Below are 16939 nucleotides of genomic sequence, written 5' to 3' on the forward strand. Positions count from 1 at the left end.
TATGGTCGCTCCAAGAAGTTCCTCGTCTGGAGGTTGTCCGATGGTCAAGCGTGCGGGTGTCGATGTCGTGGCTGCTGCGGTACGCGGGCAGGCATTGCCGTCGCCCGGGCTCAAGGGCGCGCCGGTGCTCGAGCTCATGTGCTCGCACTTCGTGCTCACGCTCGCCGCCAAGCAGGGGCCGCGCTTCAACGTGCGCCGCGACATCAACGGCCTGCTGTCGCTCACCGGCCGCCACCTGGTGTGGCCCGTTGCGGTGCTGCAGCGGCTGCGCGAATTTCTCGGCCGGCGCTGCGCCGGCAACGAGGCCTGGAAAGGCGTGGAAGATTTCGACGGCCGCACACTGCTGGAGCGGCATGGCGTGTGGCGCGGCCCGTATGAAGAAGGCACGCTGTTCTTCTACCTGGACGAGTACGCCAAGGACCATCCCAAGGACTTGCTCTCGGTGCTGGCCGTCACGCGCGACTGGCTCACGCACGCGCTGCGCAAGCAATCGACGCTGGTCGAAAAGAACATCGATGCGCTCGCGGGCCTGCTGCAGCTCAACAAGGCCGAGCGCGCGCTGCTGCTCTACGGCACCCTCGCGCGCTACCAGCGCGACCTGCGTTCGCTGCTGGTCGAGTTCAAGGTCAACAACGCACCCGAAGCCTATGCGGCCATTGCCGACATTGCGGGCGTCAATGCGAGCGAAGTGGGCGAGGCATTGCGCGCGGGCTCGCGGCTCGAGCGCATCGGCCTGGTCGAAAACCTGATTTCCGAGCACAACATCACCGACCTGGCCGACCTCATGAAGGTCAGCGAAAAGCTGCCGCCGGTGCTGATGCGCGAGTACCGCGACCACAACGAACTCATGGCCGTGTTCACGCGGCCATCGGCCAAGAGCACGCTCACCACGCACGATTTTTCTTTTGTACAAGAAGACGCGCAGATGCTCGTCACGCTGCTGCGCGCCGCGGTGGCGCGCAAGGAGCCCGGCGTCAACGTGCTGCTCTACGGGCCGCCCGGCACCGGCAAGACCGAGCTTGCCAAGGTCGTGGCGCAGGCGGCGGGGCTCGAACTGTTCGAGGTCGAATACGCCGACCGCGACGGCAATTCGCTGAGCGGCCGCGACCGCTATCGTTCGCTGCAGATTGCGCAGGTGTTCCTCAAGGGCAGTGCGCAGGCCGCGCTGCTGTTCGACGAGGTGGAAGACGTGTTTCCGCCCATCAGCACCGAAGCCGCGCAGTTCATGGCCCGTGCCGAGCAGATTCCGGCGCCCACCAGCGGCAGCGTGAGCGGCAAGGCCTGGGTCAACCAGATCCTCGAAGCCAACCCGGTGCCCACGCTGTGGGTGACCAACCGCATCGAGCAGATCGACCCGGCGTTCCGCCGACGCTTTGCGTATCACCTCGAGCTCAAGTCGCCGCCGCCCGGCGCGCGCGAGCAGCTCATCAAGAAGACGCTCGAAGGCATCGTGGTGTCGGAGGCCTTTACCGCCAAGCTCGCCGAACGCAAGGGCCTCACGCCCGCGCAGATCCGCACCGCGGTGCGCTTTGCGGGGCTCGCGCAAACCGAGGGCGCATCGATGGAAGCGCTGATCGAGCGGCAACTCAAGAATGCCGACCTCGCGCTTGGCACGCTCGACACCGGCCTGGGCGAGCGGCGCAGCGTGACCACCTACGACCTCGACATGCTCAATGTCGAAACCCGTTTCGAGATTCCGCGCATCGTGGCGGCCATCAAGGCGCGCGGGCACGGCACGCTGTGCTTCTACGGCGCGCCCGGCACCGGCAAGACTGCGCTGGCCGAGCACATTGCCAAGGCCATCGGCCGCCCGCTCATCATCAAGCAGGCCAGCGACCTCATGAGCAAGTACGTCGGCGAAACCGAGCAGAACATGGCCGCCATGTTCAGGGAAGCGGAAGCCGAAAAAGCCGTGCTGCTGCTCGACGAGGCCGACAGCTTCCTGCAGGACCGGCGCGGAGCGCAGCGCACCTATGAAGTGACCGAAGTCAACGAGATGCTGCAGGGCATGGAGCGCTTCAACGGCGTCTTCATCTGCACCACCAACCTGCTCGACCGGCTCGACCAGGCGGCGCTCAGGCGCTTCACGTTCAAGATCAAGTTCATGCCGCTCACCGCGGTGCAGCGCGAGCGCATGTTCATTACCGAGGCACTGGCCGGCGATGCGGCATTGCTCACCGGAGAAATCAAGACGCGCCTGGCACAAATGAGGCAGCTGTGCCCGGGAGATTTCGCGGCCGTGAAACGGCAGACGGATATTCTGGCGGTCGATTTTTCGGCCGCCGAATTCCTCGACCAGCTCGAGGCCGAGCACCGCATCAAGCCCGAAGTGCGCGAATCGCGCGGCATCGGTTTTGTGCAGTAGACCGTTGCAGAACACCGCCGTAGAACATCGCGACTGAAAAGCGGCAAACAAGAATACCGTCCGCGGCAGCGGACACGAGGAGGGGCTCGATGAATTCACTCGAAGCGAACGCGCGGGAGAAGCCGCGCGCCACCGCCCGCGCGCAAGCCGCATTTGCGCTGGCCTTTGCCGCCTTCGTTCTGGCCGCTTGCGGTGGTGGCGGTGGCGGAGGAGGGGGCGGTGGCGGGCTGCCGATCTTCCTGCCGCCTACCACCACGCCCCCGGCCAACGGCGGCAATGACGACACCATCGTGGCCTCGTCCACCGTGGCCGGCCTGTGCGCCGCGCCGCGCACGGGCACCAACCCCGAGACCGGCACCGCCTACCCCGACAAGGTCGGCACGCTCACCGATGAAAAGCGCTGGGTGCGCGGCTGGATCGACGAAACCTATCTCTGGTACGGCGAAGTGCCGACCACCTTGAAGGCCGCCGACTACGCCACGCCGGTCGCCTACTTCAGCGTGCTCAAGAGCCCGGCCCTCACCGCATCGGGCCGCGCGAAAGACCGCTTTCACTACGTGTACGACACCGAGCGGTACCGGCAGCTTTCAGAGGCCGGCGTGGCGCCGGGCTACGGCATGGAGTTCGCGTTCGTGCGCAACTCGCGGCCGCGCGATCTGCGCATTGCCTTCACTGAACCTGGCTCGCCCGCCGCATCAGCCGGCATTGCACGCGGCGCAAAGGTGCTCGAAGTCGATGGCGTCGACGTCATTGAAGGCACCAACACCACCGTCATCAACCGCGGCATCTCACCCACCACCATCGGCGAATCGCACACCTTCAAGCTGCAGGAAGGCAGCACCACGCGCACCGTGACGCTGTCGGCCGCGAGCATCACGCGCACGCCGGTGCAGAACGTGAAAACCATCGACACCGGCAGCGGCCGCGTGGGCTACCTGCTCTTCAACGACCACATCACAACCTCCGAAGCGCAGCTCATCGATGCGGTCAACCAGCTGAAGGCCGGCAGCGGCATCCAGGACCTGGTGCTCGACATGCGCTACAACGGCGGCGGCCAGCTCAACATCGCGAGCCGGCTGGCCACCATGGTGTCTTCGCCGGCCGCAACCTCGGGCAAGACCTTCGAGCGCCTTGTCTTCAACGACAAGAACCCTTTTCACCTGACCCCGGCACAAACCGTCATTCCTTTCCACGCCAGGAGCCGCTCGGGCGCCGAGCTTCCGAGGCTCGGCCTTTCGCAGGTAACGGTGCTCGTCGGCCCCGACACCTGCTCGGCGAGCGAGTCGGTCATCAACAGCCTGCGCGGCGTCGACGTCCAGGTCAACCTCGTCGGCGGGGCCACTTGCGGCAAGCCCTACGGCTTTTCTCCGCAAGACAACTGCGGCACGAGCTACTTCGCCATCCAGTTCCAGGGCGTCAACGCCAAGAACTTCGGCGACTATGGCGACGGCTTCGCCCCCAGCTGCACCGTGGCCGACGATTTCGACCAGGCGCTCGGCGATCCGGCCGAGGCTCGGCTGGCCGCCGCGCTGGCGATGCGCAACGGCGGCGTGTGCCCCGCATCGGCTTCGACCAAGACCCTGCCGGGGCTCGAGAAGTCCGAAGCCGCCGCCGAGCAGCCCTACCTGCTTCAGCGCACGCCGCTGCGCGAAATCCGCCTGCTCGATGCCGCGCCAGCCCCGGGCTGAGCGGTCTCGCACCATCACGGTTACTGCTTGAAACCATCCCCTTTACCGCTCTTTCGGCTCGCCTATTAGAGTTCAAGCAAACGTTTGCGCAATCGTTTGGCATTTAGTTCTACATGGCAATACCAACTCAAAGGAGCCGGGATGAAGATTCGGATTCAGCGACGCAAATGGATGGCCGCGGCCCTGCTTGCCACGGTGCTGTCGGCCTGCGGCGGCGGCGGTGATGGCAACGGCGGCATCGGGCTCGCCCCGGGGTACGGCGCCGCCCCGCCGCCCGCGCAGAAGATCATCATCGACAGCGACTACAACACCATGAGCGACGACGGCCAGCTCGGCGTCATGGCCGCCCAGCTGCAGGCCTCGGGCAAGGTGCAGGTCATGGGCATCAGCGTGGTCTCGGGCAACCAGTGGCTCAAGCAGGGCGTGGCCGATGCGCTGATGTCGGTGGAGCGCCTTGGCGTGGGCGACCGCATCGGCGTTTATGCCGGCGCGAACTACGCGTTCAACCACGACTACGCGACCATCGAGGCCGAAATGGCCGCTGGTGCGGGAGGCGATGGCTACCTGGGCGCATGGAGCGGCCCCGAGCCCAAGACCGATGCCGACCTGAAGCCCTCGCCCGACGGATTCGCGACCCGCACCGTGCTGCAGCGCAAGAGCGCGGTCGACTTCATCGTCGACACGGTGAAGGCCAACCCCAACGAGATCACCATCCTTGCCATCGGCCCGCTCACCAACATTGCGCTCGCGGTCAAGCAGAACCCCGAGATCGTGCCGCTCATCAAGAAGATCATCTACATGGGCGGCGCCATCGACGTGGCGGGCAACACCACCAAGTTTGCAGAGTTCAACTGGTGGTTCGACCCCGAGGCCGCGCAGTTCGTGGTGCGCCTGCCGATTCCGCAGGTGGTGGTGCCGCTCGACGTGACCGACACCGTGTTTCTCACCAAACCCATCTACGACCGCATTGCGCACACCGCCAAGCCCACGCCCGTGACCGAGGTGTTCAAGCAACTCAACGGCTACGGCTTCAGCGGCACCAACGGCTTCGAGAACAACCCCAGCTACACGCAGAACATCTGGGACACGCTCACGCTCGCCTACCTCATCGACCCGAGCTACGCCACGCAAACGGTGGAGCGCTATGTCGACGTGGTCGCCCAGCCCGGCGCCGCACAAAACGGCCGCTCCATCGGCTACAGCGCGCAGCCCGCGGGGCCCACGCTGCAGAAGATGACCGTGGTGAAGAAGTTCGACAACGCGCGCTTCTTCGAGCTCTACGTCGACCTGCTCACGCGGCCGGTGCCGATCACACTGCCGCAGGCCAGCTGACCGATACGCGCCAGGCGGACGAGCCTAGAAAGCCGAGGCGACGCGCAGCACCTCGCTGCCGTAGGCTTCGAGCTTCTTGGTGCCGATGCCGCTGATGCCCTGCAGGTCTTCGAGCGTGGCGGGTGCGCGTTCGGCAATGGCCGCCAGCGTGGCGTCGTGAAAGATCACGTAGGCCGGCAGGTTGTGCTCGCGTGCCACTTCCGCGCGCCAGGCCTTCAGCGCCTCGAAGCGCTTCTTGCCGGTGTCATCGAGCTTGGCGGCCGCCGGTGACGGCGCGCCCTTGGCCACCTTCTCGCGGCGCGGCTTGCGCTCGGCGGGCGACGAGATCGACTCGCGCAGCGTCACGTTCGCTTCGCCCTTGAGCACCGGCCGCGATCCTTCGGTGAGCTTCAGTGTGTTGAACGCCTCTGCATCGACGGCCAGCGCGCCCGTGGCGATGAGCTGCCGCAGCACGCCGCGCAACTGCACTTCGCTGAACTCCGCGCCCAGCCCGAAGGTGCTGATGCGCTCGTGCCCGAACTGCTTGACCTTCTCGGTCTCCTTGCCGCGCAGGATGTCCATGATGTGGCCCGCGCCAAAGCTGATGCCGCTCAGTTGCTGCACGCGGTAGATGGTGGAGAGCAGCTTGCGCGCCGCATCGGTGCCGTCCCACACCTGCGGCGGGTTCAGGCAGTTGTCGCAGTTGCCGCAGGGTGTGCTCTTTTCACCGAAGTAGCCCAGGAGCCGCACGCGACGGCAGTCGCTTGCCTCGGCCAGCGACAGCAGCGCATCGAGCTTGCCGCGCATCACCTGCTTGAACTCTTCGCCGGCCGGGCTCTCGTCGATCATGCGGCGCTGGTTCACCACGTCCTGCAGGCCATAGGCCATCCACGCATCGGCCGGGGCGCCGTCGCGGCCCGCGCGGCCGGTTTCCTGGTAGTAGCCCTCGATGTTCTTGGGCATGTCCAAGTGGCCGACAAAGCGCACGTCGGGCTTGTCGATGCCCATGCCGAAGGCGATGGTCGCCACCATCACGATACCTTCCTCGCGCAGGAACCGGTCCTGGTGCTTCTGGCGCACCGCGGCGTCCAGCCCGGCGTGATAGGGCAGCGCGTTGATGCCCGCGCCCTGCAGCGTCACGGCCACGTCTTCCACGCGCTTGCGCGACTGGCAATAGACCACGCCCGCATCGCCTTCGTGCTCGCGCTCGATGAAGCGCAGCAGCTGCGTGGTCGCGTCTTTCTTCTCGACGATGGTGTAGCGGATGTTCGGCCGGTCGAAGCTGGAGACGAACTGCCGCGCTTCCTCCAGCTGCAGCCGCTCGACGATGTCGGCGCGCGTGAGCGCATCGGCCGTGGCCGTGAGTGCAATGCGCGGCACGCCCGGGTAGCGCTCGTGCAGCACCGTGAGCGCGCGGTATTCGGGCCGGAAGTCGTGGCCCCACTGGCTCACGCAATGCGCCTCGTCGATCGCGAACAGCGAGAGCTTGCCGCGCTCCTTCAGCGAGTCGAGCTGCGAGAGAAAGCGCGGCGTGTTCACGCGCTCGGGCGCCGCATACAGCAGCGTGATCTCGCCGCGCAGCATGCGGCGCTCCACGTCCTGCGTCTGCTCCCAGTCGAGCGTCGAATTGAGAAAGGCCGCGTTCACGCCGGCCTCGTGCAGCGCGCCGACCTGGTCGTGCATCAGCGCGATCAGCGGCGACACCACCACCGAAACGCCGCGCCCCGAGCGCTGCCGCGCAATGGCCGGTATCTGGTAGCAGAGCGACTTGCCGCCGCCCGTGGGCATCAGCACCAGCGCATCTCCGCCGCCCACCACGTGCTCCACGATGTCCTGCTGCGGCCCGCGGAACTGCGAGTAGCCGAAAACTTCGTGAAGGATGTCGGCGGGTGCGCTGCTGCTGCCGGGAGCGTCGAGGGGGAGGGGAGCGAGCGAGGACACGGAGGGCAGGGGCGAAGGGGCGGGCAACCGGGAAAAAAGGGAGCGACCCCGGATTGTCCCCCAGCGGCATCGACATGACCGTGGCACGAGGTTTGCAATCGCAAAACCCGTCCCGCCGCTCTCCTGTATAGACAGCAATCTGGTGCATTTTCCTTAAGAAATGCACCGAAACGGCTCTCCCGGGTTATCCTGTATATACAAGTTGGGGCGCTTGGCAACAATGCGAGGCGCGCGTATCCCGCTATCAGGGGCGCATCGCCGAGCCTTTTCAGAGAACAGAACCAGGAGTACCCATGGTCAAGACGGTAATTGTGAAAGTCGCTTCCCTGCTGGCAGCAGGCGCATGTGCAGCAGGCATGGCCGGAACGGCCTCCGCGCAGGAAACCAAGATCGTGCTCGGCATGTCGGGCTGGACCGGCTTTGCACCGCTCACGCTGGCCGACAAGGCCGGCATCTTCAAGAAGAACGGGCTCGATGTCGAGCTCAAGATGATCCCGCAGAAAGACCGCCACCTGGCGCTGGCCTCGGGCTCCATCCAGTGCGCGGCCACCACGGTCGAAACCCACGTGGCATGGAACGCCAATGGCGTGCCCATCGTGCAGATATTCCAGATGGACAAGTCCTACGGCGCCGACGGCCTGGCCGTGCGCAACGACGTCAAGGGCTTTGCCGACCTCAAGGGCAAGGCCATCGGCGTGAGCGCACCCGGCACCGCGCCGTACTTCGGCCTGGCCTGGATGCTCAACAAGAACGGCATGACCATGAAGGACGTGAAGCTCGTCTCGCTCGAGCCGCAGCCCGCGGCGCAGGCCTTCGTGGCCGGCCAGAACGATGCCGCCATGACCTACGAGCCGTATCTCTCCACCGTGCGCGCCAACCCCGCCGCGGGCAAGATCCTGGCCACCACGCTCGACTACCCGATGGTGATGGACACCGTCGGCTGCGCGCCCACGTGGCTCAAGGCCAACGCCAAGGCCGCTCAGGCGCTCACAAATTCGTACTTCGAAGCCATCGACATGATCAAGGCCGATCCGGCCAAGTCGAACGAAATCATGGGCGCGGCCGTCAAGCAGACCGGCGAGCAGTTCGCCAAGTCGTCGGCCTACCTGCGCTGGTCGGACAAGGCAGCCAACCAGAAGTTCTTCGCGAGCGAGATCACGCCCTTCATGAAGGACGCACAGGCCATCCTGCTGGAGTCCGGCGTCATCCGCAAGGCGCCCGACGACCTGGCCGCCACCTTCGACACCAGTTTCATCAAGTAAGAGCGAGCCAGCAGCATGGAAGCGACGCCTGTCATGAATTCATCCGAGCCGGCGGCGGTTCCCGCCCGGCTGGCGGCGGCGCCGGCGGCACCCCGCCGCAGGCGCTCGCTGGCGCCGCTCGAACCCGTGGGCGCGCGTGCACGCTGGCTGCTGGGGCTCGGCTTCTTCGTGCTGTTCGTGGCGGTATGGGCCTTCTTCACGCTCGGCGGCTTCGTGTCGCCGACCTTCCTGGCGAGCCCCGTCACCATGGTGAAGGAGGGCGTGCTGCTCTTCACCGAATACAACTTCATCCACGACATCGGCATGACGGTGTGGCGCGTGTTCGGCGGCTTTGTGCTGGCGACCATCGTCGCGGTGCCGCTGGGCGTTGCCATGGGCACGTGGAAAGGCGTCGAGGCCTTCTTCGAGCCTTTTGTCTCGTTCTGCCGCTACCTGCCGGCCTCGGCCTTCATTCCGCTCTTGATTCTTTGGGCGGGCATCGGCGAGGCGCAGAAGCTGCTGGTCATTTTCATCGGCTCGGTGTTCCAGATCACGCTGATGGTCGCGGTCACCGTCGGCGGTGCGCGGCGCGACCTGGTCGAGGCCGCCTACACGCTGGGCGCCAAGAGCCGCGGCATCGTCGCGCGGGTGCTCATTCCTGGCGCCGCACCCGGCATTGCCGAAACCCTGCGCCTGGTGCTGGGCTGGGCGTGGACCTACGTGATCGTGGCCGAACTCATCGGCTCTTCGTCCGGCATCGGCCACATGATCACCGACAGCCAGGCCTTGCTGAACACCGGGCAGATCATCTTCGGGATCATCGTGATCGGCGTCATCGGGCTGGTGTCCGACTTCGCATTCAAGGCGCTCAACCGCCGCATGTTCGCCTGGGCAGCACTGTGATGATGACGAACAACAACAGCAACCAACTCTCCATCCAGGGCGTGTCGCGCGTCTTCACGGGCACCAAGGGCCAGAGCACGCAGGCGCTGCTGCCGATCGATTTCGAGGTGAAGGAGAACGACTTCGTCACCATCCTCGGCCCCTCGGGCTGCGGCAAGTCGACGCTGCTGCGCATCGTGGCGGGGCTCGACTTTCCGACCACTGGCCAGGTGCTGCTCGACGGCGAGCGCATCGAAGGCCCCGGCGCCGACCGCGGCGTGGTGTTCCAGAGCTACACGCTCTTTCCGTGGCTCACGGTGGCGCAGAACATCCGCTTCGGCCTGCGCGAGCGCGGCATGAGCGAGGCCGATCAAAAGGAACGCAGCGAGTTCTTCATCGCCAAGGTGGGCCTGCGTGGGTTCGAGAACCACTTTCCCAAGCAGCTCTCGGGCGGCATGCAGCAGCGCACGGCCATTGCGCGCGCACTCGCCAACGACCCCAAGATGCTGCTGCTCGACGAACCCTTCGGCGCGCTCGACAACCAGACGCGCGTGCTGATGCAGGAGCTGTTGCTGGGCATATGGGAGTCGGCGCAGAAGACGGTGCTGTTCGTCACGCACGACATCGACGAAGCGATCTTCATGGCCAACCGCGTGGCGGTGTTCAGCGCGCGGCCGGGCCGAATCAAGACGGAGATCGCGGTCGACTTTCCGCATCCGCGCCACTACACGATCAAGACTTCGCCCGAGTTCATGGAAAGCAAGGCCCGGTTGACGGAAGAGATTCGCGCGGAGTCGATGGCGGCTGCGGAGCATTAGTAATGAAGGCCGGGTACTCATTTCGTCGCGGGTTGCTGTTGGCGCGTTGTTCCGAGGGTGCGTGTTCAGGGCGTTCCTGTTCAGGGCGCGCCCCCGCCGACGGGGTACCTTTCTCCGCGAATGTCCCCCGGCCTGCGGCCTCCTCCTTTATTTCGCTGCGCAAGGCACCCCATCGACGTGCGCGTTATGAGCAGTGGCCGTTGATTGGCCGCGCACCAACAGCGTGCCCAGGTGCACAGGGCATCGGGTGCTCCGCGCAGCGAAATAAAGGAGGAGGGCGAAGCCCGGGGGACATTCGCGGAGGGGAGTACCCGGTGGCCTTTGCACACGCCACGAACTCTCCGTATTCTGTGCACCAAGCAAGCCCATGAACCAAGATTTCCACCTGTATCTGGACAGCGCCGACTTGACCGAGCTGAAGACGTGCCTACCGCACCCAGTCGTTCACGGCGTAACAACCAACCCCACGCTGCTTCAACGCGCAGGCGTAGGCCGCGACGAGGTACCGGGTCTGCTGAAGCGCTGCATTGAGCTGGGCGCGCGACAGGTACAAGCCCAGGTGTATTCGAGCGATGTCGACGGCATGCTCAAAGACGCCGATAAGCTGCTCTCGCACTTCGACCGCGGACAACTCGTGGTAAAGATTCCCGCCACGCGCCAAGGCCTCGATGCCGGCGCACGGCTCATCGCGCAAGACGTGCCGGTGACGTGGACGGCTGTGTACGCGCCCGAACAGGCGCACTTTGCCGCGCAACTGGGCGCGGCGTACGCGGCGCCGTATCTCGGGCGGCTCGAAGACGCCGGTATCGATGGGCTGGCGCTCATTGCGCAAATGCAGGCCCTGGTGGTGCAGCGGCCCTCTTCCGGCACGCGGCTCCTGGTCGCGAGCATCCGCTCGCGCGAGGCGTATCTTTCGTTGCTGGGGCTTGGCGTGGGTGCCATCACCATTCCGCCACGCCTTTTTGCCGAACTGCTCGATCATCCCGCCACGCTGGCTGCCGAGAGCGGCTTCCTGGCCGACGCGCGTGCCTTGGGCTGAGAGAAGACGAAGAGAATCGAACCACTATGCGTATTGCACTCACGGGCGAAGCCCTGATCGATTTCACCGCCAGCGAGGCAGGCACCCTCGGGTTCTTGGGGCACGAGGGCGGCTCGCCGCTCAACACCGCGGTGGCCTGCGCTCGCCTGGGCCAACCCACCGGCTTTCTCACCCAGCTGTCGACCGACCTCTTCGGTGAGCGGCTGATGGGCTTTCTCGAGCACAACGGCGTGGACACCAGCTTCATTCTGCGGAGCAACGCGCCGTCGACCCTGGCCTTTGTCGAGCGCACGCCGCAGACCAACCGCTATGCGTTCTATACCCGTGGCAGCGCCGACGCGACCTGGGCGCCCGAGCCGCTGCCGCAGCTGCCGGCGGACTGCCGCTTTCTGCACTTCGGGTCGATCTCGCTGCTGCAGGAGCCGGCGGCCACGCGCATCGCCGAACTGGTCACGGCCAACGCAGGACGCCGCGTGATCGTGTTCGACCCCAATGTGCGGCCGAGCCTGATTCCCGACATGCCGGCGTATCGCACGCGCGTCATGGAGTGGCTTGCGATGGCCGACATGGTCAAGCTCAGCGACGAGGATGCCGAACTGCTCGCCCCCGGCCGGCCAGTCGATGCGCTGGCCGCGGAGTGCCTGCAGGCCGGTGTGCATGCGGTCATCGTCACTCGCGGCGGCGCCGGTGCCACGCTCTGGCGCACCGGGCGCGAACCGCTCCCCGTGGCGGCGCCTCGGGTGGAGGTGGTCGACACCATTGGCGCGGGCGACACCTTCACGGCCGGCCTCTCCGTGTCGCTGCTTGCGCACGGCGTGGGGCACCCGGCCCAGCTTGGCGAACTGAGCGACGAGGCCTGGCGCGAGGTGATGCGCTTTGCCGCCACGGCCGCTGCGCTGAACTGCACCCGCGAAGGCGCCGATCCACCCACGCTCCAGGCGGTTGAGGCCGCGCTCGCGCAGCAGGACAATGAGCCTGCCGCGTCCCGGTTTTGACCTTCGTGCTGCCATGACAACGTCCACCCGCAAACGCGCGATTCCCCGCCAGCGCCAACCCGAACTGGAGCGCGACATCGCGCGTTCGCCGTCGCTAGGCTACGAGGCCCCTGAAACCGGCTTGGTGCGCTGCCTTGCGCACGGCTTTCCGAGCCCGCTGGTGCGATGGCACTTTCATGAAGACTACGAGCTGCACCTGATCACGGAGACGTCGGGCAAGGCTTTCGTCGGCGACTGGATCGGGCCGTTCCAGCCGGGGCACCTCGTGCTTTGCGGGCCGCGGCTGCCGCACAACTGGATTTCTCTCGACGTGCCCGAAGGCGGTGCCGAGGGGCGCGATCGGGTGATCCAGTTCCGCCACGAGCCGATCGAGAGCGCTGCCGCCGGAATTCCGGAATTGCGCGAGGTGATGCAGCTGCTCGAACGCGCGCGCCACGGCATCGAGTTCTTCGGCATGTCGCAGCAGGCCCAAACGCACTGGGACAACATCAAGGCTGCGCGCGGCGTGCGCCGGCTCGGGCTCTTCTTCGAGTTCATGGCCGACCTGGCGCAATGCACCGACTACCGGCTGCTGTCGAGCGTTCAGATGCAGGGCGCGCAAGGCATCGAGGGCGATGCGCAGGTCGACCAGATCAACGACATCGTCAACCGCATCACCGCCAACCTGGCGGAATCCATCTCGATGTCGGACGTGGCGGCCGAGCTCGGCATGAGCGAGAGCCGCTTCAGCCGATTCTTCCGGCGCTCTACCGGCAACAGCTTTACCGACTTCGTCAACCGCGTGCGCATCAACAGCGCCTGCCACCTGCTGATGCAGACCGATCACTACGTGACCGACATCTGCTATCAGGTCGGCTTCAACAACGTGGCCAACTTCAACCGGCGGTTTCTCGAAATCAAGGGCATGACGCCGAGCGAGTTCCGGCGCCAGGCCGATACGCGGTTCGGCTGACTTCGGAACAACAGCAGGCGCTCGGGGCGCAATCAGGGAGCACTATCTTGTATCTGGGACTCGACCTCGGCACGTCCGAGCTCAAGGCGCTGCTGCTTGCCGACGATCACCGCATCGTCGGCGTCGCACGTGCAGCACTCACGGTCGAACGGCCGCAACCGCTCTGGTCGGAACAGGCGCCAAGCCAATGGTGGCAAGCGCTCGAACAGGTCATGGCCGAATTGCGGGAGGCGCACCCCGATGCACTGCGAGCCGTGCGTGCCATCGGTCTGTCGGGCCAGATGCACGGCGCCACGCTGCTCGATGCCGCGGGCGAGGTGCTGCGTCCCGCCATTCTCTGGAACGACGGCCGCAGCGGCGTGCAGTGCGAGGCGCTCGCGCGCGCCGTGCCGCGCCTGGGCGAGATCGCGGGCAACCTGGCGATGCCCGGTTTTACAGCGCCCAAGCTGCTGTGGGTGCGCGAGCATGAACCTGAAATCTTCAATCGCGTGGCGCGCGTGCTGCTGCCCAAAGACTGGCTGCGCTTCATGCTCAGCGGCGAGGCCGTCAGCGAAATGTCCGATGCGGCCGGCACGCTGTGGCTCGATGTCGGTGCGCGCGGCTGGTCCGACGAACTGCTCGCGGCCACGGGGCTCACGCGCGAGCACATGCCGCGGCTGGTCGAAGGCAGCGAAGTGTCGACGCAGCTCAAGCCCGAGCTTGCCGCGCGCTGGGGCGTGGGCAGCGGCACCACGGTGCTCATTGCCGGTGGTGCGGGCGACAACGCCGCCAGCGCGGTCGGCATGGGGCTGGTGGAACCGGGGCAGGGCTTCGTGTCGCTCGGCACATCGGGCGTGGTGTTCGTTTCGACCGACCGCTTTCTGCCGAACCCCGCGCAGGCGATGCATGCGTTTTGCCATGCGCTGCCCAATCGCTGGCACCAGATGTCGGTGATGCTCTCTGCCGCGAGCGCGGTGAGCTGGGCTGCCAAGGCATTCAAGTTCGCCGACGAGGCGGCATTGCTCGAAGCGGCCGCATCGGTCGCACCGGCACAGCGCGAGCGGTGCCCGCTGTTCCTTCCGTACCTTTCAGGCGAACGCTCGCCGCACAACAACCCCAATGCGCAGGGCGCGTTGTTCGGCCTGACGCATGCGCATGGGTCGGCCGAGATTGCCTATGCCGTGGTCGAGGGCGTGAGCTTCGGGCTGCGCGACGGCTTCGACACCTTGCGCCTGCCGGCCGACATGCCGCTGCGCGAAGTGGCGCTGGTCGGCGGCGGTGCGCGCAGCGTGTGGTGGGGCCAACTGCTGGCCGACATCTTCCAGGTGCCGCTCACGCTCTATGCAGGCAGCGAGACGGGCGGCGCGCTGGGTGCGGCGCGCCTCGCGTGGCTGGCTGACGGTGGCGCTGTGGCCGAGGTGTGCACGCTGCCGCCGGTCAAGCAGCAACTGGCGCCCTCGGTCGAAGGGAACGGCTCGCACAAGACGCGGCATGCGCGCTTCCAGGTGCTCTACATGGCGCTGCGCGACCAATTTCGATAAACGTACCGCGCAATAAAAAAGGGCCGCTTGCGCGGCCCTTTTTGTTTTGGTGAGCAGAGCTCAGCCGGGCATTACATGCCCATGCCGCCCATACCACCCATGCCGCCCATGTCGGGCATGCCGCCGCCGGCACCGGCTTCTTCCTTCGGTGCGTCGGCGACCATGGCTTCGGTCGTCAGCAGCAGCGAAGCAACCGATGCTGCGTTCTGCAGCGCGGTGCGGGTCACCTTGGTCGGGTCCAGAATGCCCAGCTCGAGCATGTCGCCGTACGTGTCGTTCGCAGCGTTGAAGCCGTAGTTGCCCTTGCCGGCCAACACAGCGTTCACCACCACCGAGGCTTCGCCGCCGGCGTTGTTCACGATTTCGCGCAGGGGCGCTTCGATCGCCTTGAGCACCAGCTTGATACCGGCGTCCTGGTCGGCGTTGTCGCCCTTCACGCGGTCGCCCACGGCTTGCTTGGCACGCAGCAGAGCCACGCCGCCGCCAGCCACAACGCCTTCTTCCACTGCAGCGCGTGTGGCGTGCAGGGCGTCTTCGACGCGAGCCTTCTTTTCCTTCATTTCGACTTCGGTGGCGGCGCCAACCTTGATCACCGCAACACCGCCGGCCAGCTTGGCCACGCGCTCTTGCAGCTTTTCACGGTCGTAGTCGCTCGTGGCTTCTTCGATCTGCACGCGCACTTGCTTCACGCGGGCTTCGATGTCGGCAGCAGCGCCGGCGCCGTCGATGATGATGGTGTTTTCCTTGCCCACTTCGATGCGCTTGGCTTGGCCCAGGTCGGCCAGCGTCACCTTTTCGAGCGTGAGGCCCACTTCTTCAGCGATGACCTTGCCGCCCGTCAGGATGGCGATGTCTTCCAGCATGGCCTTGCGGCGGTCGCCGAAGCCAGGAGCCTTGACAGCCACGACCTTCAGGATGCCGCGGATCGTGTTCACCACCAGCGTAGCCAGGGCTTCGCCTTCGACTTCTTCGGCAATGATCAGCAGGGGACGGCCAGCCTTGGCAACTTGTTCCAGCGTGGGGAGCAGATCGCGGATGTTGCTGATCTTCTTGTCGAACAGCAGCACGAACGGGTTGTCGAGCAGCGCCGATTGCTTCTCGGGGTTGTTGATGAAGTAGGGCGACAGGTAGCCGCGGTCGAACTGCATGCCTTCGACGACGTCGAGTTCGCTTTCGAGCGACTTGCCGTCTTCGACAGTGATCACGCCTTCCTTGCCGACCTTGTCCATCGCGTCAGCGATGAGCTTGCCGATGGTTTCGTCGCTGTTGGCCGAGATCGAGCCGACTTGTGCGATTTCCTTCGACGTGGTGGTGGGCTTCGAAGCCTTCTTCAGCTCTTCGACCAGCGCCGTGACGGCCTTGTCGATGCCGCGCTTCAGGTCCATCGGGTTGATGCCGGCGGCCACGTACTTGAAGCCTTCGCGAACGATGGCTTGAGCCAGAACCGTGGCGGTGGTGGTGCCGTCACCAGCGTTGTCGCTGGTCTTCGAGGCCACTTCCTTCACGAGCTGGGCGCCCATGTTCTGGAGCTTGTCCTTGAGTTCGATTTCCTTGGCGACCGACACACCGTCCTTGGTGACGGTGGGGGCGCCGAACGAGCGCTCGAGCACCACGTTGCGGCCCTTGGGGCCCAGGGTCACCTTGACTGCGTTGGCGAGGATGTTGACACCCTCGACCATGCGTGCGCGGGCTTCACCGCCGAAGACTACGTCTTTTGCTGCCATGTTTTATTTCTCCGAAAGGGGATGGATGGATTACTTATCGACGACTGCGAACAGGTCGTCTTCCTTCATGACCAGCAGTTCGTCGCCACCGACCTTGACGGTCTGGCCGCTGTACTTGCCGAACAGGACGCGATCGCCGACCTTGACGGTCAGTGCGGTCAGTTCGCCCTTGTCGTTGCGCTTGCCCGGGCCCACGGCCAGGACTTCACCCTGGTCGGGCTTTTCGGCGGCTGCGTCGGGAATGACGATGCCGGAGGCGGTCTTGGTTTCGCTGTCAACACGCTTGACGATCACGCGATCGGCCAAAGGACGAAGTTTCATTGCATCTCCTGGATAAGAAACGGGGTTGTGGTCGGGCGCCGGGCGGGGAGACCGGCGGCCCATCGGCTGGAATCGAGGCTTGTTAGCACTCGTCAGCAGCGAGTGCTAATCATAAGGGCAATCGGTGGAGTTTCAAGGCCCC

General features: G+C 65.7%; 13 protein-coding genes. 10 read left to right on the forward strand and 3 right to left on the reverse strand.

All coding sequences use genetic code 11. The annotated features are described in order from the left end of the window. Positions 1-40: 40 nt before the first annotated feature. From V9K97_RS05845 to V9K97_RS05855, 3 genes are all read left to right on the forward strand, one after another. On the forward strand, positions 41-2365 hold the full coding sequence (locus V9K97_RS05845; protein ID WP_337316927.1) for an ATP-binding protein: 2325 nt from the start codon (positions 41-43) through the stop codon (positions 2363-2365). Positions 2366-2454: 89 nt separating this feature from the next. Continuing rightward, positions 2455-4053, forward strand: coding sequence for a S41 family peptidase (locus tag V9K97_RS05850; RefSeq protein WP_337316929.1), 1599 nt, complete (start codon positions 2455-2457; stop codon positions 4051-4053). Between the two features lie 141 nt (positions 4054-4194). Then, positions 4195-5385 carry a nucleoside hydrolase gene (locus tag V9K97_RS05855; RefSeq protein WP_337316931.1) on the forward strand — a complete coding sequence of 397 codons (1191 nt, stop codon included), beginning with the start codon at positions 4195-4197 and terminating at the stop codon, positions 5383-5385. 24 nt (positions 5386-5409) lie between these two features. On the opposite strand, the gene recQ is transcribed toward V9K97_RS05855, so the two are convergent. Continuing rightward, complete coding sequence (recQ, locus tag V9K97_RS05860) at positions 5410-7305, reverse strand: DNA helicase RecQ (RefSeq protein WP_337316933.1); 1896 nt, start codon at positions 7303-7305, stop codon at positions 5410-5412. Positions 7306-7598: 293 nt separating this feature from the next. Here recQ and V9K97_RS05865 point away from each other — a divergent pair, with 293 nt between their 5' ends. The 7 genes from V9K97_RS05865 (at position 7599) to xylB (ending at position 14752) form a co-directional block, all read left to right on the forward strand. Further along, entirely contained in the window at positions 7599-8567 is a 969-nt protein-coding gene (locus V9K97_RS05865; protein ID WP_337316935.1) for an ABC transporter substrate-binding protein, read from the forward strand. A 33-nt stretch (positions 8568-8600) separates the two neighbouring features. Next, positions 8601-9449: an ABC transporter permease gene (locus V9K97_RS05870; protein WP_337314830.1), complete on the forward strand. Its 849-nt coding sequence runs from the start codon at positions 8601-8603 to the stop codon at positions 9447-9449. Between the two features lie 2 nt (positions 9450-9451). Then, complete coding sequence (locus V9K97_RS05875) at positions 9452-10246, forward strand: ABC transporter ATP-binding protein (protein ID WP_337316970.1); 795 nt, start codon at positions 9452-9454, stop codon at positions 10244-10246. A 367-nt stretch (positions 10247-10613) separates the two neighbouring features. Beyond that, positions 10614-11285, forward strand: a complete 672-nt coding sequence (locus V9K97_RS05880) for a transaldolase family protein (RefSeq protein WP_337316936.1) — start codon at positions 10614-10616, stop codon at positions 11283-11285. A gap of 26 nt (positions 11286-11311) precedes the next feature. After that, positions 11312-12280 (forward strand): carbohydrate kinase family protein, encoded by a 969-nt coding sequence (locus tag V9K97_RS05885; protein WP_337316938.1) that lies wholly within the window; start codon positions 11312-11314, stop codon positions 12278-12280. A 13-nt stretch (positions 12281-12293) separates the two neighbouring features. Next, positions 12294-13232 (forward strand): AraC family transcriptional regulator, encoded by a 939-nt coding sequence (locus V9K97_RS05890; RefSeq protein WP_337316940.1) that lies wholly within the window; start codon positions 12294-12296, stop codon positions 13230-13232. A gap of 47 nt (positions 13233-13279) precedes the next feature. Further along, a complete protein-coding gene (gene xylB / locus V9K97_RS05895; RefSeq protein ID WP_337316941.1) occupies positions 13280-14752 on the forward strand; it encodes a xylulokinase in 1473 nt (490 codons plus the stop codon). Positions 14753-14823: 71 nt separating this feature from the next. Here xylB and groL read toward each other — a convergent pair whose 3' ends face one another. Together groL and V9K97_RS05905 are read right to left on the reverse strand one after the other, a co-directional pair. Beyond that, on the reverse strand, positions 14824-16476 hold the full coding sequence (gene groL / locus V9K97_RS05900) for a chaperonin GroEL (RefSeq protein ID WP_126745495.1): 1653 nt from the start codon (positions 16474-16476) through the stop codon (positions 14824-14826). 30 nt (positions 16477-16506) lie between these two features. Next, positions 16507-16797 (reverse strand): co-chaperone GroES, encoded by a 291-nt coding sequence (locus V9K97_RS05905; RefSeq protein WP_258504344.1) that lies wholly within the window; start codon positions 16795-16797, stop codon positions 16507-16509. Positions 16798-16939: the final 142 nt, after the last annotated feature.

It is taken from the genome of Variovorax sp. CCNWLW186, assembly GCF_037203865.1.
In the GTDB taxonomy this organism is placed as follows: Bacteria; Pseudomonadota; Gammaproteobacteria; order Burkholderiales; family Burkholderiaceae_C; genus Variovorax.